Origin of the sequence: Streptomyces sp. NPDC088915, from assembly GCF_044749825.1 — a bacterium.
In the GTDB taxonomy this organism is placed as follows: Bacteria; Actinomycetota; Actinomycetes; order Streptomycetales; family Streptomycetaceae; genus Streptomyces.
The window spans coordinates 177,648-200,380 of sequence record NZ_JBIVIR010000011.1 but is presented as its reverse complement, the minus strand read 5'-3'; the positions used below and the strand labels follow the sequence as shown (position 1 = coordinate 200,380).

Here is a 22,733-nt window from a genome sequence, read left to right as displayed (position 1 = left end):
GGGCGTCGGCTCAGTCGATGCCCGGCAGGATGTGGGGCTCGGCGAGGTCCTCCTCGTAGCCCGCGAGCCGGATCGGGGCCGAGCGGGCCCAGACCTCCAGGCTCCCCAGCTCGCCCTTGCGGCGCGGCCGCTCGGTGGATTCGGTCGGTCGCGATTCCTGCTTGGTCAGTTCGGGTGTCACCGCGCACTCCTTAGTGTCGCGCTACCTGTAGGACAAGTGCCGTGCGGTCGCGGTGGCGCCGTTCGTCGGGCGGGATCGCGGCCTTGGTGGCGGGCCAGTCCCGGGCCGGACGTGAGGAAGGTGTGTCTCCTCGGTGGCCGACCGTGGACATCAGAGTAACCAAATGAGCGCGCATGCGCTCTACCGGGCTCGGAAGTGTGACGCGTTCGGGTGAAACAAGCCGAAAGAGCGCCCCACCTGGCCGGTGGGGCGCTCTTGCCGGAACGGGGGCGCCGGGCTGTCCGCCGACGGGGTGCCGGGCTACCAGTTGCCGGGGGCGTAGTCCTTGAGGAACACGCCGTACAGGTCCTCGCCCGCCTCGCCGCGCACGACCGGGTCGTAGACCCGGGCCGCGCCGTCGACCAGGTCGAGCGGGGCGTGGAAGCCCTCCTCCGCGAGGCGCAGCTTGTCGAAGTGCGGACGCTCGTCGGTGATCCAGCCGGTGTCGACGGAGGTCATGAGGATGCCGTCGGTCTGGAACATCTCCTGGGCGCTGGTCCGCGTCACCATGTTCATCGCGGCCTTCGCCGCGTTGGTGTTCGGGTGCCCGGCGCCCTTGTAGCCGCGGCCGAAGACGCCCTCCATCGCGGAGACGTTCACGACGTAGGCGCGCCCGCTGGCCGCCTTGCGCGCGGCCTCGGCCATCACCGGCCGCAACTTGCTGATCAGGATGAACGGCGCCGTGTAGTTGCACAGCTGCGTCTCCAGGAGCTCCACCGGGGAGATCTGGTCGATGCTCTGCACCCAGGTGTTGGTCTCGACGACGTCGGGCACGAGGCCGCCCGCGTCGATGGCGGTGCCGTCGAGGTGCCGGGCGATGCTGGCGTTGCCCGCGACCAGGGCGAGGTCCGCGACCTTCTGGGCCTCCAGGCCGCTCGTGCCGAGCGGCAGCGCGGCGATGCCGTCCACCGCGCCCGAGTTGAAGGCGCCGATGACGTGGTGGGAGGGCAGCTCGCCGGCGGGCAGCGGGGCGCTCTCGCCCTCGACCAGGGCGGCGTACGCGGAGGGCAGCCGGCGCACGGTCTGGGTCGCGTTGTTGATGAGGATGTCCAGCGGACCGGCCTCGGTCACCTGGTCGGCGAGGGCCACGGCCTGGGCGGGGTCGCGCAGGTCGATGCCGACGACCTCCAGGCGGTGCAGCCAGTCCGCGGAGTCCTCCATCGCCTTGAAGCGGCGGATGGCGTCCTTGGGGAAGCGGGTGGTGACGGTGGTGTGGGCGCCGTCGCGCAGCAGCCGCAGCGCGATGTACATGCCGATCTTGGCACGGCCGCCGGTGAGCAGCGCGCGCTTGCCGGTGAGGTCGGCGCGGGCCTCCCGCTTGGCCCGGTTCTCGGCGGCGCACCGCTGGCAGAGCTGGTGGTAGAAGTAGTCGACCTCGACGAACCGCGTCTTGCAGACGTAGCAGGAGCGGGGGCGCTGGAGGATGCCCGCGATCCGGCCCTCCCCGGTGACGGAGGTGGGCAGCAGGCCCTCGGTCTCGTCGTCGATGCGCTGCGCGGAGCCGGTGGCCGTGGCCTCGGTGACCGCCTTGTCGTTGGCGGTCTTGGAGGCCCGGCGCTCCTGGCGGCGGCGCTGCTTCACGGTCCGGTAGATGCCCGCGGTGGCGCGCCGGACGCGGATCGCGTCCGGGTGGTCTATCTCCAGCTCGTCGAGCTCGTCGAGGACGCCGAGGCAGACGGCCAGGCGCTCGGGGTCGATGCCCGGCCCGTGGTCCTGGGTTTCTTCGGTCACCGTCATGGCCTTCGGGTTCCTCGTTCGCTCGTGCGTCGCCGCTCTCGGAGTGTCGCCGCTCTCGGGCTCTCGCCGTCGTCGGGCTTTCGAAAGGGCGAGTTTACGGAGCGGGGGGCCGCGCCTCCAAACCCGTTCGGGGGGCGTGGTCGAAGACACAGTCGCCGCACAGTCCGCCGCCGGGACAGCGGTAGTAGAGGCAGCAGCTCGCGCGGCGCAGCCGGGGGCCGCGGACCGTGCCGGCGAGGTCGGGGTGGCCGAGGAGCTCGGCGACCAGGGTGGCGGCCCGGTCGGCCGCGTCGGGCCTGCCGTGGGCGCGGGCCCAGCGGGTCAGTTCGCGCAGGGCTCCGGCGAGGGCGGAGCCCGCGTTGCCCCAGAGCAGCCGGGGCGATATCCGGCCGTCGCGGCGCAGGGCCGCGTGGAGCGGGACGAGGTGGGCCTCCTGGACGGCCGCGCGGAGGTCGGCGGCGGTGGCGGGGCGGGTCGCGGAGCCGGCCCACCACAGGTCGTCGGGGGAGGTCAGGGCCCCGTCCCAGTGCAGCTCGGCGGGGTCGGGGTCGGGGAAGCGGCCGTACAGGGCGGCGGGGCCGAGGGCGGTGGACCAGAGCCGGGCCGCGAGCCCCAGGTGGGCGACGGAGGCCCCGACGCGCCGCTCGGGGGCGGCGAGCCGGGCGGCGACCCGGTCCACGCGCGCGGTGAGGGGGCCGCCCTCCCCCGCGTAGATCCGGGCGAGCGGCAGATGGGCGCCGCCGGTCTCCGGCGGGGTGGTCCGCAGGGCGAAGAACCCGCCCACCGATCCGCTCTCGACGAGATCCATCCGCCCCCACGCTCCCGCTTCGCACCGTCGTCCGCCCCGGGCCCGGTCACGGCCCGGCGCCCACGGTAACGCCCCCGGCGGGGCGGGAAGACCGCTTCGGACCGGTTCCGGCCCGCGGGGGCGTACACCCCGGGATGTACGCCGGGGTCCCGTACTGCGGGAGGGGTACGGGCGAAGAGGTCCTCCGGTACGACGACGCGAACGGCCCGGGAGGAGGATCGTGGAAGGCATGAGTCCCCTCGTGCTGTCCGTCGTCCTGGCCCTGGTCTCCGCGGTGGCCTACGCGGCCGCGGCGATCGTCCAGGAGCGGGTCGCGGCCTCCGCCGCGGGCCCGCGCTACGCACCGCTGCGCCGTCCGGCCTGGTGGGGGGCGGTGCTGCTCAACGGCGTCGGGGCGGCCCTGCACGTCGCCGCCCTCGCGTACGGGCCGCTCAGCCTGGTCCAGCCGCTGGGCGCGCTCACGATCGTGTTCGCGCTGCCCATGGCGGCCGTCTTCGTCGGCCGCGGGGCCGGGCGGCGCGCCTGGCACGGCGCCCTCATGGCCACGGCGGGCCTCGCGGGGCTGCTGAGCCTCACGACCGGCGCCGACGCCCGGTCCCCGGGCGACGCGGACCGGTGGTTGCTCACGGGCGCCGCCTCCAGCGCGGTGGGCCTGCTCTTCGCGGGCGCGCACCTGGTGGGCCGGTCGCCGCTGCGCAGCGTCCTCCTGGCGACGGCGGCGGGCGTCTCCTTCGGCGCCGCGTCGGTGTTCACCAAGGCGGTGGCCGGGGAGTGGACGCCGGAGGCGCCGCTGGCCGAGTGGACGGCGCTCCTGGTGCTCTCGGCGTTCGCCGTGGCCGGGCTGCTCCTGTCCCAGGCCTCCTACCGGGGCGCGGGGCTCGCCGCCCCGCTCGCCACCCTCACGGTGGTCAACCCGGTGGTCGCCGCCGCGGTGGGCGTGACCCTGTTCGGCGAGGGCTTCCGCTACGGCGCGGCGGGCGCCGTGGCCGCGCTGATCTGCGGCGCGGTCGCCGCGGGCGGCCTGGTGGAGCTCACGCTCGACCGGATGGCGCCCGCGCCGGGGGCCCCGCCCCCTCCCCGCCGCGCGGGGGCGGAGAAGGGGCCGAGGGGATCAGACGGAGACGCCGCGCGCCCTGAGATAGGCCAGGGGGTCGATGTCGGAGCCGTAACCGGGGCCGGTGCGGATCTCGAAGTGGAGATGCGGTCCCGAGCTGTTGCCGGTCGACCCTGAGCGGGCGATGCGCTGTCCGGCGCCCACCCGCTGGCCCTCGCGGACGGAGAGGGCGGAGAGGTGCGCGTACTGGCTGTAGCGGCCGTCGTCGTGGCGGAGGACGACCTGGTAGCCGTACGCGCCTCCCCAGCCCGCCGAGACGACCCGGCCGTCGGCCGCGGCCTTGACCGAGGTGCCGGTGGGGACGGGGAAGTCGACGCCCGTGTGGTAGCCGCTGGACCAGGAGGAGCCGGGCTGGCCGTAGCGGGTGCCGATGCCCGCGGAGACGGGGGCCGAGTAGCGGACCTCCGGCTTGGCGGCCGGACGCGGTGTGGCGGCGACGGGCCGGGAAGCGGGCTTGGCGGCCGGCTTGGCGACGGGTTTGACGACCGGCTTGGCGGCGGGTTTGGCGGCGGGCCGGGGAGTGGGCTTGGCCGTCGGCTTGACGGCGGGCCGGGATGCCGTCTTGGGGGACGTCGCCGCCGGTGGGGCGGTCTTGGCGGGAGCGGGCGTCTTCCCGGGCTTCCCGGCCGTGTCCGTCTTCCCGGCCCTGCCCGGCTGCTCGGCCCTGCCCGGCTGCGGGGGCTTCTTCGGCGGCGCGGTGATGCGCAGGGTGAGGCGCTGGCCGGGGATGATGAGGTCGGGGTCGTCGCCGACGACGGGCCGGTTCGTCTCGTACAGCCGCTGCCAGCCGCCCCGGACGTTCTCGTCACGGGCGATCTTCGACAGGGAGTCGCCGGACGTCACCGTGTACATCTCGCGCACGGTGGGCACGGTGGTCGGGCTCGCGCTCCGGGCCGGACGTTCCGATAAGGCGCGCTGTCCGGGCAGGGAGGCCGTGCGCACCTGGTTCCCGCCGGACGGCTTCGCCGTGGCGGCCCGGACGGAGACCTCGGGCGCCTCGCCGCCCCGGGCGAGACCGGCGCGGGGGCCGCAGGACGGCCAGGCGCCGGGGCCCTGTCCCTTGAGGACGCGCTCGGCGATCAGGATCTGCTGGTCCCGGGAGGCGAGGTCGGCGCGCGGCGCGTAGTGCGTGCCGCCGTACTCCTCCCAGGTGGACTGGGTGAACTGGAGGCCGCCGAAGTAGCCGTTCCCCGTGTTGACGTGCCAGTTGGAGGAGGATTCGCAGGCCGCGACCTTCTCCCAGACGTTCAGCGAGGCCGCTTGCACCGTGCCCGCGCCGATCAGCGGCAGCGCCATGCCGGCGCCTCCCGCCGTGATGGTGAGCGAGGCGCGGTTGACGCGGCTCGGCTGGTGGCGGCGGTGACGTCCGCGTACGGCCATGGGCCCCCCTTGGAACACTGCGACAGCCGCCAAGTTAGGGGTGGCGCACGCTCCGTGACAAGCACTTCACACAATCCCGCCCTCCTTCTGTCACCTCCGCGCGGGCGCCGGGCCTCCGCCGGCGGGGCCCGGCTGGGGCTGGGGCTCGGGTTCCGGCACGGGTCCGCCGGGCTGCGGGGCGGGGCCGGGACCGGGGTCCGGAGGGGACGGGACCGGGCTCGGCGGGGGTACGGGGTTGGGCGCGGGTACGGGGGGCGGGATGGGCGACGGGGGCAGCGGGTCGGGGGCGGGGTGGGTCATCACGGACCTCTCGCTCGTCGGGTCGGTCGTCGGACCGGTCGCTTCCCAGGGTGGCGCGGGGAAGCGACCGGCGCCCGCCGGACCGGCCCTTCGGGTCAGCCCCGGCCCACCACTCCCCCGCTCGCCGCCGCGCGTCCGAGGCGGGGAACATGGACCGGCGAGGTGTGCGGCGGGGCCGGGGTGCCGGAGGGGGTCACCACAGACTCGGGGTGGCCCTGAGCTGCTCCTTCGCCGCGCGGACCACCTCGTCCGGTGGGGCGGGCGCCTCGTCCGGGTGGCGTTCGGCCCACTTCGCGGCGTACGAGCAGAGCGGTACGACGGGCACGCCCTCGCGGGCGGCGCTCGCGTAGAGCTCGCGCACGAGCGCCCCGGCGACGCCCTTCCCCTCGTGCTCCTCCTCGACGACGGTGTGCACCGCCACCAGGGCGTGGGGCTCGGCGTCGAGGACGAAGTAGACGACGACGCCGACGGGGGCGTCCTCCTCGAAAGCCTCCAGACGTCCGTTCGCCCGGTCGTCGCGGATCAGCGGGTCGGCCATGCGCGTGTCGCCCTTCCCCGGGCCGACGGGCCCGTGCTCAGCCGTGGGCGGGCACGGCGTGCGGAGCGCGCACCGTGTCACTGCCGGGGACGGGCGCGGACGCGTCGGCCCCCAGCTCCACGATGCGGTTGTCCGCGTCGACGTGCACGACGCGCGGCACGAAACTCCGCGCCTCCGCGTCCTCGACCTGCGCGTAACTGATGAGGATCACGAGGTCACCGGGGTGCACGAGGTGCGCGGCGGCACCGTTGATGCCGATCACGCCGGAGCCCCGCTCCCCCTCGATGACGTACGTCTCCAGACGGGCGCCGTTGTCGATGTCGACGATGTGCACCAGCTCACCGGGAAGCAGATCGGCCGCCTCCATCAACTCCGCGTCGACGGTGACCGAACCGACGTAGTGCAGGTCGGCCTGGGTGACGGTGGCGCGGTGGATCTTGGACTTGTGCATGGTACGCAGCACTGTGAACTCCTCGAAGACGGCTCCCTGCCCGCTTTTTGCAGGTCAAGGGCGTTCTCCACTGTACTGACAGGGGCGTCGGACACCAAGATGCCGAGGGAGATGGGCCGAATCGGAGGAAGAGGCTCGCGACCAGGGCTTCCGTACGCGATCGGACCGCGGTCCGTGGCCATGCCGTACAGGGAGGACCTCTTCCACGTGACCCGTCAGCACGTCCTGGTGGTGGCGGCGCTGTCGGTCGTGGCGCCCAGCAGCGACTTCCCGGACGCGGGCTACGGACCGGCCGTACGGGCGACGGCCCGGGCGGTCTCCCGCCGGCCCCGCAGGACGGTGGCCGTATCGCCCCCCTCGAAGGTCTGTAGGGCCCTCGTGGGCCGGGCACCTCACACGGACAGCTCCTGCTCGACCCAGATGGTCTTTCCCGTCCGTCCGTATCTGCTGCCCCACCGACGGCTGAGCTGGGCCACCAGGAACAGTCCCCGCCCTCCTTCGTCGCTGATGCGGGCGCGGCGCATGCGGGGCTGGGTGTTGCTGGGGTCGGTGACCTCGCAGAAGAGGGTCTCGCCGCGGATCAGGCGCAGGCCCACGGGGCCGCCCGCGTACCGCACGGCGTTGGTGACGAGTTCGCTGACGACCAGCTCGGTCACGAAGGAGTTCCCCTCAAGCTCCCATTCAGCCAGCTTGCCCATCGCCGCTTCTCTCGCCGAGGCGACCGCACGGGGATCCGCCGGGAACTCCCAGTCGGCGACGGAGTCCTCCCCCAGTGGGGCGGTGCGCGCGACCAGGACGGCGGCGTCGTCGCGTGGGGGGCCCGTTCCGAAGCCGGTCATGAGCGCCTGTGCGATCACGGCGAGGTCGCCGTCGGTGGGCCGGAGCCGCGTCAGCAGGTCGGTCACTTCACGGACGGAGTCGTCGACGTCGACGCCGTGGCGCTGGAGCAGGCCGTCGGTGTAGAGGACGAGGACGCTGCCCGGGGGTACGTCGACGGTCGTCGCCTCGAACGGAAGGCCGCCCACGCCGAGGAGGGGTCCCGGCCGCACGGTCACCGGAGCGACCCGGCCGTCGGACAGGGCCAGCAGGGGCGGGGGGTGTCCCGCGGAGGCCATCGTGCAGCGTCCGGCGACCGGATCGTGCACGGCCACCAGGCAGGTCGCGCCGACCACGTCACGCTGTGCGGGATCGGCCTCGCCGGCCAGCCGGGACACCAGGTCGTCCAGGTGGGTGAGCAGTTCGTCGGGCGGTAGTTCCAGGTCCGCCAGCGTCTGTACGGCCGTGCGGATTCGTCCCATGGTCGCGGTGGCGTGCAGACCGCGGCCGGTCACGTCTCCGACGACGAGGGCGGTGCGCAGCGAGGGGAGTGCGATCGCGTCGAACCAGTCCCCGCCGACCTCGGCGCCGCCCGACGCGGGCACGTAGACACCCGTGGTCTCCATGACGCGGGTGGAGGTGACGGCCCGGGGCAGCAGGCGCCTCTGGAGGGTCACGGCAGCGCGGTGCTCGCGGGTGTAGCGGCGTGCGTTGTCCACTCCGAGGGCCGAGTGGGCCGCGATCTCGGTGAGCAGGATCGCGTCCTCCTCCTCGAAGGGCTCGGGTCGGTCGGTGCGCCAGGCGGCCACAAGACCCAGCACCAGGCCGCGCGCGAACAGCGGGGCCGCGATCATCGAGTGCCCGTCCTCGGGGGCCGCGAGCCGCAGGTGGTCCGGGTCCCCCAGGCCCCGTCCCAGGCTCTCGCGGTCGGTCACGATCGTGCGCCCCTCCTGAAGCTCGCGCACCATGGCCAGATCCGGGAAGGGCGGGACCGGTGCGCCGGGCGGGAGCAGTCCGGAGGGCCACGGCCCCTTCGCCGAGCGCACCGCCGTCCTGCGCAGGTGGAGATCGCCGCCTCCGAAGGTCTTCGGCGGTTCCTCTCCGGCGAGAGCGGCGTCCGCCAGATCGACCCACGCGATGTCGGCGAAGTCCGGAACCAGCGCGTCGACGACCTCCTGAGCCGTCCTGCCGATGTCGAGCGTGCTCCCGATCCCCGCCGACGCGCGGTGGCGCAGCTCACGCCGCCGCTCGGCCCGCCAGTGCCTCGTGGCGTCGGTGAACAGGACCGCGACGCCCGTGGGCCGTCCGTGCGCGTCCCGGGTCCGCACCGCGGAGACGGAGAAGGACCACTCTCCGTAGGGCGGCCGTGTGGACCTCACCCGCTGTTCGTGTCCGGCGAGGGGTACGCCCGTCTCCAGTACGCTTCGCAGCCCCGCTTCCGCCTCGGTCGCGTCGGCCGGGTGCATGACGTCGGAGAGCCGGCTGCCCACGGGGAGCGGCGGCCCGACGTGCGCGTCGTGTGCCAGGTTGGTCCGTACGACGGCGAGATCGGTGTCCCGGAGGACGAAGCCGACGCGTTCCTGTCCGAGCAGGGCCCGCGCGAGGGCCGCGTCCCGTTCGGCTTCGTCCGCCCGGTCGGCGGCGACGGCCAGGATCAGCGACAGTTCCGGGCTCCGCAGTCCATCGGTGTGGTAACGCACCGTGACGGTCTTTCCCGAGCCGCACCGCAGCCTGGCCGTTCCGCGGTCCGGCAGCCGTCCGGCGGGGGCCGGGTCGCGGTCGGCCAGCAGCCGGAGGACGGAGCGGCGCAGGACCTCCGACGCCGGCCGCTCCAGGAGTCGTTCCGCGGCGCGGGACCAGCCGATCACGACGCCCCGGCGGTCGACCAGTGCGGCCGCCACCTGGGACGACGGAACGCCCTCGGCGGCGTCGTCCGCGTTCGCGCTCATCGTCACCGCCTCCCACCGGGTCGGTGAACCCATCATGTCCCGGCGCCGGAATCCTCGCCTTCCAGCGGGGACGGGGCGCCGGGGACGGGGGGCCGTCGCGTTCGTCGTCGACGGTCCGGGAAGGCCTCAGGGCTCCGGGTCCGGGCCGGGCAGGGGGATCCAGGTGTGCGACCACGCGATGATCGCGTCGAGGACCGGTTCCAGGTCCCGCCCCTTGGGCGTGAGGCGGTATTCCACCTGTACGGGCGTCACGGGTACGACGTGGCGCTCGATCAGGCCGTCGTGCCGGAGTTCCCGGAGGCGCTGCGCCAGCATGGTGTCGCTCACTCCGGGGACGGCGGCCTTGATCTGCCCGTACCGGCACTGGTCGGTGAACAGCGCCCGCAGGATCGCGCCGGTCCAGCGCGTGCCGATCATCTCGATCGCCGTGTGGAAGCGCACGCAGACGGGGTGGACGTCTCCGTTCCCGGGCGTCGGGTCGGCCGTCACGGTGCGGCGGGGGCGCGCAGCGGGCGCAGGGCCCCGGTGAAGCGGACCAGTTCGTCGAGCATCGCCCGGGCGGAGGCGGTCATGACGTCGTTGGGCAGCAGTCGTCGGTCGTCGTCGACGAACTGCTGCACGAAGGGGATGGAGACGGCCTCGAAGACGGGTGTCATCTTCAGGGTGGTCACCACCTGCTTGATCATCTGCGCCGCGCGCGTTCCCGCCGACACGCCGCCGTAGCTGACCATGCCCACCGGCTTGTACTGCCACTCGGCGTGGAGGTAGTCGATCGCGTTCTTCAGTTCGGCGTTGTAGCCGTAGTTGTACTCCGGCATGACGAACACGAAGGCGTCCGCCTCCGCGACCTTGGCGCTCCAGTCGCGGGTGTGCCGGTGGGTGTAGCGGCCGAGCCTCGGGTGGTGGGGCTCGTTCATGAAGGGCAGGTTCACCTCCGCGAGGTCCACGACCTCGACCTCGTCGAAGCCGCCGTGTGCCACGGCCTCCGACTCGATCCAGCGGGCGACACTCGGACCGAGGCGTCCGGGGCGCGTGCTCGCCACGATGATTTCCAGCTTGCTCATGGGTGGTTTCCACCTTCCGTCAGGGGCGACCTCATCACACTACTCATTTCTGAGTCGATAAGAAATCCTTAGCAGGGGGGCGTGACGATCGTGGGCGTGCTCGCCGATGGATGCTTTTGTCCGGTGGGGGCTCGTGGACGCCCTACGGCCGGTGGTGGTCCGTGGAGTGCCCCAGCATCTCGGACATGGCCCGGGTCGAGCCCAGCAGTTCCGCCGAGAGGCGGGCCACGTCCTGTGCCGTGACGCCCCGCGCGGGCATCACGAGGGTGACGACCAGGGGGAAGGACTCGCCGGCCGTGAACACGGGGGCAGCCAGGGAGGTGACGCCGGGGATGACGCCGCCGACGGTGGTGGCCAGCCCCTCGCGCAGCACCTCGTCCCTGATCCGGTCGACCCGGTCCCGGGTGGCCGCGTCCAGCGTCTCCGCCTCCAGCTGTCCGCGCAGCACCGGCTCGGTGAGCTGCTCGGGCAGGTGCGCGAGGAACGCCCCTCCCATCGCCGAGTTCAGCAGCGGCATGGTGGCGCCGACGCGGACCGTGATCGGCAGGGCGTGGGCGCCGTACTCCCAGCGCACGACGACGGGACCGTGGTCGCCCCACACCGCCAGGTTGACCGCGTGCGAAGTGCGGTCCCGCAGCCCCGGCAGGTGTTCGCTGACCAGTGCCACCTCGTCCATCCTGCGCAGCGACTCGACGCCGAGCCGCCGCATGGCCGGCCCCATGTCGTAGTGCCCGGAGCTGGGCGACTGGGCGACGAGGCCGACGCGGGCGAGGCTGACGAGGTAGCGGTGCGCCTTGCTGGGCTGCATGCCGCTGGCGGCGGCTATCTGCGTCAGGCTCATCGGGCCCCGCCCCTCTTCGAGGGCTTGCAGGACGGTCATCGCCAGTTCGACGGACTGGATGCCCTGCCGGGCCGGCGACGCCTCGCCGGCCTCGGAGCCGGAGTCGGAGGGGTGGCGTGTCTTCACGGAAGCGATCATAGTGACCGGCCCGGCGGCGTCGCCCGGAACCGTCCGTCCCGGGTCGCTCCGGAGCCGTGGGGACCCGGGTCGCCCCCGGAGTCGCGGAAAGGCGACATCAGGCGTTCGCCCGCGCCCCCGGGGCGGTCGCGTCGCCGTGGACCGCGTGCAGCAGCTCGACCGCGAGGCCGGTCACCGCGTCGGAGCCGTCGGCCGTGCCGTACACGTAGAAGTCGGGCCGGACCACGACGGCCGAGCATCCGAGCTCGGCGAACCAGGCGCGGTAGGTGCCGTTCACGTCCCGCACGAAGGCCGCCGCCGGGTGCGCCGCGGTCCGTTCGCCGAGGACGACGACGCGCACGCCCGCCCCGGCGAGGTCGTCGAGCAGCCGGTCGCCTTCCAGCGCGGCCAGGTGGTCCTCGTCGACGAGCAGGTGGAACCCGCCGCCCACGATCTGGTCGAGGCGGTCGCGGCGGGCGCCGTCGTCCACGACGCCCTGCACCGACAGCTGCCCCCGGCCCGCGTCCGCGCCCCGGGTGAACAGGCCCTCGGCCAGGTCCGGGAAGCGCATGGGCTCGGGTGCGGCGGATTCCGCGCGGCGGGCAAGGAGCGTCCGGTCGCGCTCGGCGGCCCGCTCGGGGTCGCGCAGGGTCTGGAGGTGGCCCAGCTCGATGCCCTTCTCGGTCACCGCGCGCACGTGCGGCTCGCGCTCGGTCCGGTACGTGTCGAGGATGTCGTCCGGCGCGGCCCCGCGCAGCACGAGGTCCAGCTTGAACGCGAGGTTCTGCGCGTCGCGGAAGCCGGAGCACATGCCCTGGCCGAGGAAGGGGGGCATCTGGTGGGCCGCGTCGCCCGCGAGCAGGACGCGGCCGCGGCGCCATTCGTGGGCGATGAGGGACCGGAAGGTGTAGGTGGCGACCCGGATGAGGTCGGCGTCGTCGGGGGTGAGGTAGGGGGCGACCCGCTTCCAGACCCGCTGCGGGTCCCGCTCGGTCTCGAAGTCGTCGACCGAGTCGAGCATGAAGCTGAACCGGTGGTGCGCGGGGCCGAGCGAGATGATCGAGGTCGGCCCCAGCGGGTCGCCGAGCTGTAGCGCGCGCGGCACTTCGGTCGGGCGGCGGAAGCGGAAGTCGCACACCATCCACGGCTCGGAGAAGCCGTAGTCGTGCAGCTCCACGCCGAGCGACGCGCGCACGAAGCTGTTGCCGCCGTCGCAGCCCAGGACGTAGCGCGCCTCGACCCTCCGGGGTCCTTCGGGCCCCTCGAAGGTGACCGTGACGTGGTCCGCGGTCTGCTCCAGGGCGACGACGGTGCTGTCGTGCCGCACCTCCACCCGGGGCATCGAGCGGCACACGCCGTCCAGCGCCTCTTCGAGGTCGGGCTGGTACATCATGTTCCACTCCGCCCAGCCGCTGCGTCCGGTCTCGGCGAAGGACTGCTCTATCAGCAGGTCGCCGCTGCCGTTGCGCCATTCGTAGGTGGGCTGCACGCGCACCTTGGGCAGCAGCTCCTCCGCCACGCCGAGACGGGCCAGGGTGCGCATGGTCTCGTCGTCGAAGCTGGCCGCCCGCGGCAGGTTGTACAGGCCGGCGTAGCGCTCCAGGACGAGGACCCGGTGTCCCGCCCGCCCCAGCAGGGCGGCCGCCGCCATGCCCACCGGGCCGTACCCCACCACGACCACGTCCGGCGCGGCCCCGTTCGGGACCGGACCCCCCGCGGCGACATCCGTACCCGTCATCGGGCACCTCCATTTACTCGGACGTTTCAAAGGGTTGACACCGACGGAACGTACGTTTCACCATCGAGGAAGTCAATGCATATAAGTGAAACGCGGAGGGGTCGCGATGCGGACCATCGGTCTTGAGGAACACTTCGTCACGCCGGAACTGGAGAAGTACGGGGCCTCGGCGGCCGCGATCCTCCAGCCGGACAAGTGGCGCGAGGCGTCCCGGCGGCTCCTGGACCTCACCGGTGAGCGGCTGGCCGAGATGGACGCGGCGGGTCTGGACGTACAGGTGCTGTCCCTCAACTCCCCCGGCATCCAGGCCGAGGAGGACGCCGCCACCGCGGTCGCGCAGGCCTCCGCCGTGAACGACCTGCTCGCCGGCGTGATCACCGACCACCCCGACCGCTTCGCCGGTTTCGCCGCCCTGCCGCTGCAGGACCCGAAGGCCGCCGCCGACGAGCTGGAGCGCGCCGTCTCCGAGCTGGGCATGCGCGGCGCCCTGGTGAACGCGCACACCCAGGGCCGCTACCTCGACGACCCGGAGCTGCGGATCGTGTGGGAGCGCGCCGCCGGCCTGGACGTGCCGCTCTACCTGCACCCGGCCAACGGCGTCGACGTCCCGCACGTCATCAAGGGGCACCCGGAGCTCATCGGCCCGATGTGGAGCTGGGGTTCGGAGACGGCCACCCACTTCCTGCGGTGCGTGTTCGGCGGCGTCTTCGACGACTTCCCCGACGCCAAGATGCTCCTCGGCCACATGGGCGAGGGCCTGCCCTACGTGCTGTGGCGGATGGACTCCCGCTGGGACTACCACAACCACCAGGGCGTCGAGCCGGCCCGGGGCAACCCCTCGGAGTACATCCGGCACAACCTCTACATCACGACCAGCGGCGTGTGCTCGGCCCCGCCGCTGCTGTGCTCGCTGCTGGCCCTGGGCGCGGACCACATCCTCTTCGGCACCGACTACCCCTTCGAGGAGATGGCGGTGGCCACCGAGTTCCTGCGGACGGCCCCGATCAGCGAGGCCGACCGGGAGAAGATCGCCCACGGCAACGCCGAGCGGCTGCTCGGTCTCTGAGGACCGGCCCGCGCCGTACCCCCCTCCCCCCCTGCTTTCCTCCTCTCCCTCCCAGCAAGGAGTCGCCGACATGACCCGAGAGAACACCGCACGGCACTGGATCGACGGCGAGTGGGTCGGTTCCGCCCGGACCTCCGAGAGCATCGACCCGGCCACGGGCGAAGTGATCGGCACGTACGCGGACGCCGACGCGGAGGTGGGGCGGCAGGCCGTCGACGCGGCCCGGCGCGCGTTCGAGGAGGGCGACTGGCGCCTCGACCCGATGGTGCGGTCCACCGCCCTCAGCCACCTCGCCGACGCGTACGCCGCGCGCATGGACGAGGTGATCGACACGCTGTGTCTGGAGAACGGCAAGCTCCGCCACGAGGCGGGATTCGAGGCGCACTTCATCCTGCGCGCGCTGCGCTTCGCGGCGGGACTCGCCGTCCAGCCGCACGGCCGGGTCACCGACACCCAGCCGGGCCGCCAGGCCATGTCGATCCGGCAGCCCGTCGGCGTCGCCGGCATCGTCGTGCCGTGGAACTCCCCCGCCTACCTGTGCATCCGCGCACTGGCCCCGGCCCTCGCCGCGGGCTGCACCGCCGTGGTGAAGATGCCGGGGCAGGCGGCCCGCACGGCCGCGCTCATGAGCGAGATCCTCGCCTCCGTGCCCGAACTGCCGAACGGCGCGGTGAACGTCGTGATCGAGTCCGGCTCCGACGTCGCCCGTCTGCTGGTCGAGTCACCGCGGGTGCCCGTCATCAGCTTCACCGGCAGCACCGCCACCGGCCGGCTCATCGCCCAGGGCGCCGCGGCCCACTTCAAGCGGGTGGGTCTCGAACTGGGCGGCAAGACCCCGCACCTGGTCTTCGCCGACGCCGACGTCGAGGCCGCGCTGGCCACGGCCGTCGCGTCGTGCACCGTCTTCGCCGGACAGTTCTGCATGACGGGCAGCAGGGTCCTGGTCCAGCGGGAGATCGCCGACGAGTTCACCGCCGCCCTGGCCCAGCGCCTGGAGAGCGTGCGCCCCGGCCCGGCCTCCGACCCGGCCAGCCAGATCGGCCCCCTGATCGACAAGGCGGCGGTCGCCCGCGTCGACGCCGCCGTGGAGGCGGCCGTCGCGGCCGGCGCCAAGCCGATCGTCCGCGGCGGTCCGAGCACCCGCCCCGAGCTGGCCGGCGGCGCCTTCTACCACCCGACCCTGCTCGCGGTCACCGACTCCTCGCTCCCCATCGTCCAGGAGGAGACCTTCGGCCCGGTCCAGACCGTCCAGGTCTTCGACACCGAGGAGGAGGCGATCGCCCTCGCCAACGACACCGAGTACGGCCTGAGCGCCTGCGTCTGGAGCCGGGACGCGGACCGTCCGATGCGGGTCGCGCGGCAGCTCGACGCCGGCCTGATCTCCATCAACAGCTGGGCGAACCTCACGGTCGAGTTCGAGGAGGGCGGCTTCAAGTCCAGCGGCGTGGGCCGGCTCGGCGGCCTGGCGTCCGTGGAGGACTTCCTGGAGCACAAGCAGATCACCCAGGACTACGCGCCGCGGCACCACTGACGGGCGCCTCGCCGAAGGAGAAGGAGGGGGCGCGTCCGTCCGGCCCGCTCCGCCCTGCCGGGCACCCGTCACCGGTCGGACCGTCACGGCCGGCGGTGGACTCGCCCCGGCTTCGTCCCCGTGGACCGCACGAGCCGGGAAAGTGCCGGACCGGCGGCCGACGGGGCGTCGAAACCCTTGCTGTTATTACATATAGCGCCTAGGCTCGCAGAGCCCTGACGGCGCCCGGAACACGGTCTTCGAACCCATGGATCCGGGGCGGTCGGCTCGACCCGCGAGCTACGCGCTGTCGTTCGCCGCAGGACGCCCCTCGTCCGTGCGGAACGCCGGCACCCACTCCTGGCAGGAGGCCACAGATGGCCGAACAGCGCGACCTTCTGACCTTCGAGGTCGACGGACACGAGATCACGGCGCTCGCCGCGGGGCCCGCCGGGCCCACCGGCAAACCCCTGATCGCCGCTCTCCACGGCGGCACGTACACGGCGCGGTACTTCGACGTCGCGGGCGCCCCCGAGGGGTCCTTCCTGGACGTCGCCGTCGCGCACGGCTATCCGGTGGTGGCCTTCGACCGCCCCGGTTACGGCGGCAGCACCGCGCTCGAGCCGGACGCCAACACCTTCGCCCGCCACGTGGAGCTGCTCAGCGGCGCCCTGGCGCAGGCCGTCGAACGCCTCGGGGCGGACGGCGTGTTCCTCGTCGGCCACTCGATCGGCGGCATGATCGCCCTGATGATCGCCGCCTCCGAGCCGGACATACCCCTGATCGGCGTCTCGGCGACCGGCATGGGCGCCGTCATCCCGAGCGGCGGGGCGGCCGAGGCCCTCGGCTCCCTCCCGGCGGACGCGACCGTGGACCTGCCCCACGAGGAGCGGGACAAGGTGATGTTCGGCCCCGGTCACACCTTCCGGGCGGAGGGACTGCGCCAGGCGCGCGACTCGTACGCGCCCGTGCCGGTCAGGGAGTTGGTCCAGGCGCCGCGTTGGCCGAAGGAGCACCTGCCCGCGCTCGCCCCCAAGGTCCGCGTCCCCGTGCACAACGCGCTCGCCGAGTTCGACGCCCTGTGGAGCAGCGGTCCCGAGAACGTCGCCCGGTTCGCCGCCCTCTTCACCGCGGCGCCGTTCGTGGACGCGAGCGTCGCCCGCGGGACGGGGCACTGCATCGATCACCACACGCTCGGTTTCGCCACGCACCTGCGGCAGCTGGCGTTCGCCGAGGAGTGCGCGCACTGGGCCGCGCGGCAGAAGGCGGAGAACGAGAACTGATGCCCTCCGTAGACGAAAAGCACCTCCCGCGTCACGTGCAGGTCCTCGTCGCCGGCGGCGGACCGGTCGGCCTGGCCGCCGCCGTCGAACTGCGCCGGCGCGGCGTCGACTGCCTGGTCGTCGAGCCGCGCGCCACCGTGTCCCGCGCACGGCCCCGCTGCAAGACCCTCAACGTGCGCACGATGGAGCACCTGCGCCGCTGGGGCCTGGCCGAACGGCTGCGCGGGCGCGCCCCGCTGCCCGCCTCCTGGTCCCAGGACGTGGTGTTCTGCACCTCGCTGACGGGCAGGGAACTGTCCCGCTTCACCGGCGTCCTGGGGCTCGTTCCGGAGGGCGGTCGCTTCCCGGAGACCGGCCAGCAGGCGCCGCAGTACGTCCTGGAGGAGGTGCTGCGCGAGGCGGTCGAGGAGCTGGCCCCGGGACGGCTCGCCCTCGGCTCGAAGGTCGTCGCCGTGCGCCAGGACGACGACCTGGTGACCGTGACCGTCGAGGACGGCGCCGGCGGGCGCACCGTCGTCACCGCCGACTACGTGATCGGCTGCGACGGCCCGCGCAGCGTCGTACGGGACGAGATCGGCGCCCGCTACGTGGGCGGCGAGGCCCTGCGCCCGAACTTCGGCATGGTCTTCCGGAGTCCCGGCCTGGGGGAGCACGTGGCGCACGGGCCGGCCGTGCAGTACTGGGTCGTCAACGCGACGGCCCCGGCCCTGGTCGGTCCGCTGGACCGGGCGGACACCTGGTGGGCGATCGCCTTCGGCGTCGACCGGGCGACCGGAGAGCGCGAGGCGCGGCGGATCGTCGACGCCGTGGCGGGCCGCCCGGTGGAGGCCGAGGTGCTGTCCACCGACCCGTGGACCGCACGGATGCAGATCGTCGACCGCATGCGCCACGGCCGGGTCTTCCTCGCCGGTGACGCCGCGCACCTCAACCCGCCGTTCGGCGGCCACGGGCTCAACACGGGCATCGGGGACGCGGTCGACCTGGGCTGGAAGCTCGCGGCCGTACTCGCCGGCTGGGGCGGTCCCGACGTGCTCGACAGTTACGAGCGCGAGCGCCGTCCGGTACAGGAACGCGTCATCCGCGAGGCGACCGCCAACATGCGGGTGCTCTCCACCGAGTTGCTCGCCGACGACCTCGACGCGGACGACGAGGCGGGCGCCCGGGCCCGCCGGGCCGCGGGCGCGCGGATCCAGGAGACCAAGAAGGCGGAGTTCCACTCGCTCGACCTGGTCCTCGGCCTCCGCATCGCCGCGTCGCCGATCCTCACCGCCGAACCGGAAGGGCGAGAGGTCTCCCCGTGGGTCGGGGCCCGGCTGCCCCACCTGTTCCTGGAGGACGGCCGCTCCCTGTACGACCTGCTCGGTGACGGCCCGACACTGCTCGCCCTCGGGCGGGACGCGCCGGTGACGGCCGTCGAGGAGGCCGCGGACCTGCGGGGCGTCCCGCTCACCGTGGTCCGTCTGCCGGAGCCGCTGGCCGCCGGGCACGCCGAACTGCTGGGCGCCCGCCTCGTCCTGGTCCGCCCGGACCAGGTGGTGGCCTGGCTCGGCGACGAGGCCCCCGAGGACCCCCTCGCCCTCGTCGACACCCTGAGCGGCAACGCCCACCGGGACGAGAGGGCGGCGCTCCGCACTTCCTGAGCCTCTCCGCACGCCCCGTGGGGGAAGCTCCCTTCGTTCCGTCGACGCGAGGGCCGCACGGCCCCGTCGGCAGGCGCGTACGCGCGCCGCCCACCAGACCCCGCCCCGGCCGCACCCTGTCCGAGGCACCTGCCTCGCGGCCGGGGCGGCCCCGTACCCGGGGGAAGAAGAGGGACCGATGGCCGGCGGCACCGGTGGCCCCGCCGATGCCGCCGGCTCCGGCACCGGGCGACCGGCCGGTCCTGCTTCCCCGCCCCAGGAACACACCCCATCGGGGAACACCCTCCTCCCGAAAGGAAGGCAGCACGCATGAGCGCTGACCACTGGACCAGACGGCAGATCCTGAACACCGCGGCGGGTACGGCCGCGCTCGCCGGCGCGTCCACGCTGATGACGCCCGGCGTCGCCCAGGCCCACGACGGCAAGCCCGACCCGCACGGCAGGCTGCGGATCATCGCCATCGAGGAAGCCATCATCCTGCCGGGCCTCATCACCCAGGGCACGGCCCTGAACGGCGCGATCCCCTTCAAGCCCGAGGTCACCGCCGAGTGGTTCAAGCGGCTGCCGGACGTCACCCAGTACCGGCTCGCCGACATGGACGCCAACGGCGTCGCCATGCAGGTGCTCTCCCTCACCCCGCCCGGGGTGCAGATGCAGCCCGACGCGGCCGTCGCCGTGCGGGACGCGCAGGTCGCCAACGACGCCCTGGCCGCCGTCGTCGACGCCCACCCCACCCGCTTCGGCGGCCTGGCCGCGCTCCCCCTCCAGGACCCGCGGGCAGCCGTGCGCGAGGCCAGACGGGCCGTGCTCGACCTGAAGATGGCCGGGTTCCTGGTCAACGGCCACACCAACGGCCACTACCTGGACGAGCCGCAGTTCCGGCCCGTGTGGGCCGCCCTCGAGGAACTGGGCGCCGCCCTCTACCTCCACCCCACCCCGGCCCCGGCCGGCGAGTGGGGACTGCTGAAGGACCGTCCCGAACTGGTCGGCCCCCTCTACAGCTGGGCGGCGGAGACCGGCGGGCACGCCCTGCGGGTCATCCTCGGCGGCGTCTTCGACGACTTCCCGGGGGCCAGGCTCATCGTGGGCCACATGGGCGAGTTCCTGCCGTACCACGCTCCCCGCCTCGACGTGCAGATCAAGAACATCAACACCAGGGTGCCGCTGAAGAAGAAGCCCTCCGAGTACCTCAGGCAGAACATCGCCATCACCACCTCCGGCGTGATGGACGACACCATGCTCCAGGCCGCCATCGGGTCGGTGGGCATCGACAACGTGCTGTTCGCCATCGACTACCCCTTCGAGAAGAGCGAGCAGGCCGTCGGTTTCCTGCGCGGCGCGAACCTGTCCTCCTCCCACCGCCGGAAGATCGCCGGCGGCAACGCCGAGCGCATCCTGAAGCTCTGACCGCCCCGCCGCCACGCCTCCCCCGCGCCCCGTACCGTGCCCACCACGGTGCGGGGCGTCCTCGGCGTGCGCCACCCCGCCGCCCTTGTCATGCACGCAGTCCGCCCGCAGGGACGTAGTTATAGTTGGTGTCCACCACCGGACGGCCGAAACGAGGAACACACCGTGGCGACACCCCGGGGGGCGGTCCAGCCCATCACGTCGCGGTCCGTGGTGGAGCAGGCCACCGAAGAACTGCGGCGCGCGATCCTGGCCGGCCACCTGGCCCCCGGTACGGAGTACTCGCTGCGCGAGCTGGCCGGGATGCTCGGCATCAGCTTCATCCCGATCCGCGAGGCGCTGCGCAGCCTGGAGAGCGAGGGTCTGGTCATCATGCGGCCCGGCCGCAGCGCCGTCGTCGCCCCGCTCGACCTCGACGACCTGCACGGCATCTACCGCCTGCGGCGCGCCTTGGAACCGGAGATCGCCCGGCGTTCGTGCACCCTGCTGACGGACGAGGAGCTGGACCGTCTGGAGTCCCACGCCGCCGACTTCGGCGCCCGGGAGCACGGCATGGCCGACATCTACGACGACCACCACGCCTTCCACCTCGCCCTCCTGGCGCCCGCCGCCACCGTCTGGGACATCCGGGTCCTGACCACCCTGTGGCGGGCGGCGGAGCGCTACATCCGCATCGGCTTCGGCCGGCTCGACCCCGACCCGGCCGAGCACGAGCGGCGGGGCAAGGCCCACATGGACCTCGTGGAGGCGTTCCGCACCCGCGACCCGGCCACGGTCGGCGCCGCCGTCGAGAAGCACCTCGCCCGCAACGAGAAGATGGCCTTCTCGGCCCTGTCCTGAGCACGACCGCCCCCGACGGCGCCCGACCCGGACCTTCGGGCGGGCACCGTCGGGGGCTTCTCCTCGCGTGAGGCGGGGTCCGCATCACCGGGCGAGGGGCGCCTCCGCCTCGGAGGGGCCGTCGGCCGGTACGGGGGCGGAGGCACGTCGGCCCGGCCGCAGCAGGCCGATCAGGACCGCGCCCAGGACCGCCGGGACCACGAAGGCGTAGAAACCGGCCTTGGACGAGCTGATCAGCACGGTGACGGCGGCCAGGTAGCTGGGGCCGACGATGGCGCCGACGCGCCCGACGCCGAGGCTGAAGCCCAGGGCGGTGCCGCGCAGCCGTGCCGGGTGGGCGTGGGCGACGTAGATGTTGACGAGCGCCTGGGTTCCGAGGGCGCCGAACCCGGCGACGGCGGAGACGAGGAGGAGCAACGGCCGGGGCTGCGGCGTGCTCAGGATGATCATGGCGACGGCGGCGAGCAGGAAACTGACGACCGTGGCGGCCTTCAGCAGCCCGCGGTCGGCGACCAGGGCGGCGCCGAGGGTGCCGATGACGGCGCCCGCGTTGAAGGCGATGGAGAACTCCAGCGAGGAGCCGAGGTCGTACCCGTTGTCGACCATCAGCGTGGGCAGCCAGGTGCTGGCGCCGTAGACGATGACGAGTCCGGCGAACGTGGCCGCCCAGAACAGCAGTGTGGAACGGCGGTACTGCGGGGCGAGCAACCGGCGCAGACGGTTGGCGGACTCGTCCGGCTCGGCCCCGGCGGTCTCCGTCCCGGCCTCCGGCGGGGTCTGCGCCGGGTGGTCCCGCACCACGGCGGGCACCAGGCGCCACACCACGGGGATCAGCACCAGGGGAACCGCTCCGAAGAGGAAGAGCGTGCGGAAGTCCCCCTCGGGCAGCAGGGTGCGGCCGACGACGCCGGTGACGATGCCGCCGACGGCCAGTCCCGTCGTGGCGGTGCCCACCTGGAGGGAGTGCCGGGCGGGATCGGCCGCTTCGCTGACGTACGCGGTGACGAGGGGGATCAGGGCGCCGATGCCCATGCCGGTGAGGAAGCGGGTCGCGCCGAAGAGGGCGAGGTCGCCGGCCCCGGCGCTCAGCAGCATGCTCAGGGAGAGCCAGGCCAGGCTGACCACCATGGGCAGGCGGCGGCCGTGGAGGTCACCGGCCCACCCCGCGGCGACGGAGCCGAGCGGCATGCCGAGTGCCGTGAGGCTGCCCAGCAGGCCCAGCGTCGACTTGGTGACGTCCCAGTCGGGGTGGGACAGCAGGGAGGGGCCGACCGCGCCCAGGATGAACAGGTCGTACCCCTCGATGCACAGGATGACGAGCCCGAGGGCCACCGCGGGGCCGGGGCGGGTCCGGGTCGGGGGTTCGCCGGGGGTGGGGTTCATGTCCGTACTCCTCAGGAGGGACTGCGCGGGTGGGGAGGCCACGGCGACGCCGACGAGGGCGTGGCGGAGGACCGGGGGTGATCGCGGGGCCGTCCCTCGACGCCCGGAGCCGGGACGGGAGCGTTCGTCGGTGACCGTGGGTTCGCGCCGCGAGCAGGAGGTGCCGTAGGGGTTTTCGCTCGGAAGGTCGTCCGGTGGTGCCGGGACGGTGCGGCACGCGGGACGTCGCGTCGCCGGACGTCACGGACGTACTGCGGCAAGGACACGGGAGCGCCGGGGAGTTCCGTCCCGTCGTGGTCACGCCGCAGGGAACTGGGGGTGATGGTGGAGCCGGTCGCGGGCGTGTGTCAATGCCCGCGTCGGACCGAAGTCGAGCCCGTGCCCCGGCGGCAGTGGAAGGGATCCCGATTCGACGCCGGAGGGTTGTTGTTATCACATATAGCGGCTACGGTCGATCCGTCTTCCCGGTACCGGCCCCTCCGGCCAGGTGCCGCCCCGAACTGTTCGCCCGTGCCCGCACGAACGGGACGC

19 protein-coding genes are annotated in these 22,733 nt (G+C 73.4%); 7 read left to right on the top strand and 12 right to left on the bottom strand.

Annotation, left to right across the window (positions count from 1 at the left end; all coding sequences use genetic code 11):
- Positions 1 to 10: 10 nt before the first annotated feature.
- The 3 genes from ACIP5O_RS21550 to ACIP5O_RS21540 all read right to left on the bottom strand — a co-directional run bounded on the left by ACIP5O_RS21550 (position 11) and on the right by ACIP5O_RS21540 (position 2,765).
- Positions 11 to 181 (bottom strand): hypothetical protein, encoded by a 171-nt coding sequence (locus ACIP5O_RS21550; RefSeq protein WP_401295590.1) that lies wholly within the window; start codon positions 179 to 181, stop codon positions 11 to 13.
- Positions 182 to 481: 300 nt separating this feature from the next.
- Positions 482 to 1,957, bottom strand: a complete 1,476-nt coding sequence (locus ACIP5O_RS21545; protein WP_401295588.1) for an SDR family NAD(P)-dependent oxidoreductase — start codon at positions 1,955 to 1,957, stop codon at positions 482 to 484.
- Between the two features lie 94 nt (positions 1,958 to 2,051).
- Positions 2,052 to 2,765, bottom strand: coding sequence for a (2Fe-2S)-binding protein (locus ACIP5O_RS21540; RefSeq protein ID WP_401295586.1), 714 nt, complete (start codon positions 2,763 to 2,765; stop codon positions 2,052 to 2,054).
- 229 nt (positions 2,766 to 2,994) lie between these two features.
- Here ACIP5O_RS21540 and ACIP5O_RS21535 point away from each other — a divergent pair, with 229 nt between their 5' ends.
- Positions 2,995 to 3,996: a DMT family transporter gene (locus ACIP5O_RS21535; protein WP_401295584.1), complete on the top strand. Its 1,002-nt coding sequence runs from the start codon at positions 2,995 to 2,997 to the stop codon at positions 3,994 to 3,996.
- Here the strand turns inward: ACIP5O_RS21535 and ACIP5O_RS21530 are convergent.
- From ACIP5O_RS21530 to ACIP5O_RS21495, 8 genes are all read right to left on the bottom strand, one after another.
- The gene (locus tag ACIP5O_RS21530; RefSeq protein WP_401295582.1) at positions 3,877 to 5,259 is read right to left on the bottom strand and encodes a peptidoglycan DD-metalloendopeptidase family protein; all 1,383 of its coding nucleotides are present in this window, start codon (positions 5,257 to 5,259) and stop codon (positions 3,877 to 3,879) included. The two genes, ACIP5O_RS21535 and ACIP5O_RS21530, sit on opposite strands and share 120 nt — an antisense overlap.
- 493 nt (positions 5,260 to 5,752) lie before the next feature.
- Positions 5,753 to 6,097, bottom strand: coding sequence for a GNAT family N-acetyltransferase (locus tag ACIP5O_RS21525; RefSeq protein WP_401295580.1), 345 nt, complete (start codon positions 6,095 to 6,097; stop codon positions 5,753 to 5,755).
- Positions 6,098 to 6,134: 37 nt separating this feature from the next.
- Positions 6,135 to 6,560 (bottom strand): aspartate 1-decarboxylase, encoded by a 426-nt coding sequence (gene panD / locus ACIP5O_RS21520; RefSeq protein WP_401295578.1) that lies wholly within the window; start codon positions 6,558 to 6,560, stop codon positions 6,135 to 6,137.
- A 380-nt stretch (positions 6,561 to 6,940) separates the two neighbouring features.
- A complete protein-coding gene (locus ACIP5O_RS21515) occupies positions 6,941 to 9,313 on the bottom strand; it encodes a SpoIIE family protein phosphatase (RefSeq protein ID WP_401295576.1) in 2,373 nt (790 codons plus the stop codon).
- Positions 9,314 to 9,439: 126 nt separating this feature from the next.
- Positions 9,440 to 9,754, bottom strand: a complete 315-nt coding sequence (locus ACIP5O_RS21510) for a winged helix-turn-helix transcriptional regulator (protein ID WP_401295574.1) — start codon at positions 9,752 to 9,754, stop codon at positions 9,440 to 9,442.
- 44 nt (positions 9,755 to 9,798) lie between these two features.
- On the bottom strand, positions 9,799 to 10,377 hold the full coding sequence (locus tag ACIP5O_RS21505; protein WP_401295572.1) for an NADPH-dependent FMN reductase: 579 nt from the start codon (positions 10,375 to 10,377) through the stop codon (positions 9,799 to 9,801).
- A gap of 142 nt (positions 10,378 to 10,519) precedes the next feature.
- Positions 10,520 to 11,344 carry an IclR family transcriptional regulator gene (locus tag ACIP5O_RS21500; RefSeq protein ID WP_401295570.1) on the bottom strand — a complete coding sequence of 275 codons (825 nt, stop codon included), beginning with the start codon at positions 11,342 to 11,344 and terminating at the stop codon, positions 10,520 to 10,522.
- Between the two features lie 109 nt (positions 11,345 to 11,453).
- Positions 11,454 to 13,073 carry a bifunctional 3-(3-hydroxy-phenyl)propionate/3-hydroxycinnamic acid hydroxylase gene (locus ACIP5O_RS21495; protein ID WP_401295568.1) on the bottom strand — a complete coding sequence of 540 codons (1,620 nt, stop codon included), beginning with the start codon at positions 13,071 to 13,073 and terminating at the stop codon, positions 11,454 to 11,456.
- Between the two features lie 106 nt (positions 13,074 to 13,179).
- Here ACIP5O_RS21495 and ACIP5O_RS21490 point away from each other — a divergent pair, with 106 nt between their 5' ends.
- The 6 genes from ACIP5O_RS21490 to ACIP5O_RS21465 all read left to right on the top strand — a co-directional run bounded on the left by ACIP5O_RS21490 (position 13,180) and on the right by ACIP5O_RS21465 (position 20,819).
- Positions 13,180 to 14,139 carry an amidohydrolase family protein gene (locus tag ACIP5O_RS21490; RefSeq protein ID WP_401295566.1) on the top strand — a complete coding sequence of 320 codons (960 nt, stop codon included), beginning with the start codon at positions 13,180 to 13,182 and terminating at the stop codon, positions 14,137 to 14,139.
- A 70-nt stretch (positions 14,140 to 14,209) separates the two neighbouring features.
- Entirely contained in the window at positions 14,210 to 15,670 is a 1,461-nt protein-coding gene (locus ACIP5O_RS21485; protein ID WP_401295564.1) for an aldehyde dehydrogenase family protein, read from the top strand.
- A gap of 356 nt (positions 15,671 to 16,026) precedes the next feature.
- Positions 16,027 to 16,932, top strand: a complete 906-nt coding sequence (locus ACIP5O_RS21480; protein WP_401295562.1) for an alpha/beta hydrolase — start codon at positions 16,027 to 16,029, stop codon at positions 16,930 to 16,932.
- Entirely contained in the window at positions 16,932 to 18,572 is a 1,641-nt protein-coding gene (locus tag ACIP5O_RS21475; protein WP_401295560.1) for an FAD-dependent monooxygenase, read from the top strand. The genes ACIP5O_RS21480 and ACIP5O_RS21475 overlap by 1 nt, the downstream gene beginning before the upstream one ends.
- Before the next feature lie 309 nt (positions 18,573 to 18,881).
- On the top strand, positions 18,882 to 19,979 hold the full coding sequence (locus ACIP5O_RS21470) for an amidohydrolase family protein (RefSeq protein WP_401295558.1): 1,098 nt from the start codon (positions 18,882 to 18,884) through the stop codon (positions 19,977 to 19,979).
- A 165-nt stretch (positions 19,980 to 20,144) separates the two neighbouring features.
- A complete protein-coding gene (locus ACIP5O_RS21465) occupies positions 20,145 to 20,819 on the top strand; it encodes a GntR family transcriptional regulator (RefSeq protein ID WP_401295556.1) in 675 nt (224 codons plus the stop codon).
- 84 nt (positions 20,820 to 20,903) lie between these two features.
- Here ACIP5O_RS21465 and ACIP5O_RS21460 read toward each other — a convergent pair whose 3' ends face one another.
- A complete protein-coding gene (locus ACIP5O_RS21460; protein WP_401295554.1) occupies positions 20,904 to 22,202 on the bottom strand; it encodes an MFS transporter in 1,299 nt (432 codons plus the stop codon).
- Positions 22,203 to 22,733: the final 531 nt, after the last annotated feature.

Excerpts from the sequence above, each read along its gene's own strand:
- ACIP5O_RS21525 (WP_401295580.1), bottom strand. The coding sequence starts at position 6,097 with ATGGCCGACCCGCTGATCCGCGACGACCGGGCGAACGGACGTCTGGAG.
- ACIP5O_RS21505 (WP_401295572.1), bottom strand. The coding sequence starts at position 10,377 with ATGAGCAAGCTGGAAATCATCGTGGCGAGCACGCGCCCCGGACGCCTC.
- ACIP5O_RS21545 (WP_401295588.1), bottom strand. The coding sequence starts at position 1,957 with ATGACGGTGACCGAAGAAACCCAGGACCACGGGCCGGGCATCGACCCC.
- ACIP5O_RS21485 (WP_401295564.1), top strand. The coding sequence starts at position 14,210 with ATGACCCGAGAGAACACCGCACGGCACTGGATCGACGGCGAGTGGGTC.
- ACIP5O_RS21535 (WP_401295584.1), top strand. The coding sequence starts at position 2,995 with ATGAGTCCCCTCGTGCTGTCCGTCGTCCTGGCCCTGGTCTCCGCGGTG.
- ACIP5O_RS21540 (WP_401295586.1), bottom strand. The coding sequence starts at position 2,765 with ATGGATCTCGTCGAGAGCGGATCGGTGGGCGGGTTCTTCGCCCTGCGG.
- ACIP5O_RS21530 (WP_401295582.1), bottom strand. The coding sequence starts at position 5,259 with ATGGCCGTACGCGGACGTCACCGCCGCCACCAGCCGAGCCGCGTCAAC.
- ACIP5O_RS21460 (WP_401295554.1), bottom strand. The coding sequence starts at position 22,202 with ATGAACCCCACCCCCGGCGAACCCCCGACCCGGACCCGCCCCGGCCCC.
- ACIP5O_RS21495 (WP_401295568.1), bottom strand. The coding sequence starts at position 13,073 with ATGACGGGTACGGATGTCGCCGCGGGGGGTCCGGTCCCGAACGGGGCC.
- ACIP5O_RS21475 (WP_401295560.1), top strand. The coding sequence starts at position 16,932 with ATGCCCTCCGTAGACGAAAAGCACCTCCCGCGTCACGTGCAGGTCCTC.
- ACIP5O_RS21470 (WP_401295558.1), top strand. The coding sequence starts at position 18,882 with ATGAGCGCTGACCACTGGACCAGACGGCAGATCCTGAACACCGCGGCG.
- ACIP5O_RS21515 (WP_401295576.1), bottom strand. The coding sequence starts at position 9,313 with ATGAGCGCGAACGCGGACGACGCCGCCGAGGGCGTTCCGTCGTCCCAG.
- ACIP5O_RS21480 (WP_401295562.1), top strand. The coding sequence starts at position 16,027 with ATGGCCGAACAGCGCGACCTTCTGACCTTCGAGGTCGACGGACACGAG.
- ACIP5O_RS21490 (WP_401295566.1), top strand. The coding sequence starts at position 13,180 with ATGCGGACCATCGGTCTTGAGGAACACTTCGTCACGCCGGAACTGGAG.